At 68.9% G+C, this 238-nt stretch carries 1 protein-coding gene; it reads left to right on the plus strand.

From position 1 onward, the window contains the following. On the plus strand, positions 1-238 hold a 238-nt coding region (locus CVH10_RS24240), incomplete at both ends, for a ribonuclease domain-containing protein (protein WP_219925108.1).

The raw sequence follows: 238 nt of genomic DNA on the forward strand, positions 1-238 counted from the left end.
GCACTGTCGACCGCCGCCGGCATGCTGCTGGCGGCCTTGGCAACCGGGGCGGACGCCCGGGATTTCCGAGACATCGACCGGACGGCAGCGCGGCAGCCGACACAGGAATCGATCGCCTTGCGCGACTTGCCGCCCCAGGGTCAACGGACCTACCAGGCGATTCTCGAAGGCGGCCCCTTCCGTCATGACAAGGACGGCACGGTATTCGGCAACCGCGAGCGTTTGCTGCCTGCCGCGC

The organism is Halomonas sp. ND22Bw (genome assembly GCF_003011945.1).
GTDB classification, from domain to species: domain Bacteria; phylum Pseudomonadota; class Gammaproteobacteria; order Pseudomonadales; family Halomonadaceae; genus Halomonas; species Halomonas halophila.